The following is a 295-nucleotide window of genomic DNA, read 5'->3' on the forward strand; positions in this document are numbered from 1 at the left end:
TGAGAGACATATCAAAGGCCTTTGACAAAGTGTGGCATAACGGATTAAAATACAAGCTGATCACAAAAGCACTCCCCAAATTTCTCATCCGCATTTTGAGCAATTATTTAGACGACAGAACGGCAAGCATCCGAATGGGAAGCTATGTGGGGCCACCCTTTGATCTTTTGAGCGGGGTCCCTCAGCGGGGATGCCTGTCCCCTACCCTGTTCTCCTTTTACACATCTGACCTCCCTCCACCATCAGGAAAAAATGAGCACATCATATACGCAGACGACATCACTCAGATAATACT

1 protein-coding gene is annotated in these 295 nt (G+C 46.4%); it reads left to right on the forward strand.

Annotated elements, in window-relative coordinates:
• Positions 1 to 8: 8 nt before the first annotated feature.
• Positions 9 to 295, forward strand: a 287-nt coding sequence (locus F0U47_RS22575; protein WP_368666157.1) for a reverse transcriptase domain-containing protein, incomplete at its 3' end; no start/stop codon positions are given.

The organism is Nocardioides antri, assembly GCF_008373765.1.
Lineage (GTDB): Bacteria > Actinomycetota > Actinomycetes > Propionibacteriales > Nocardioidaceae > Nocardioides > Nocardioides antri.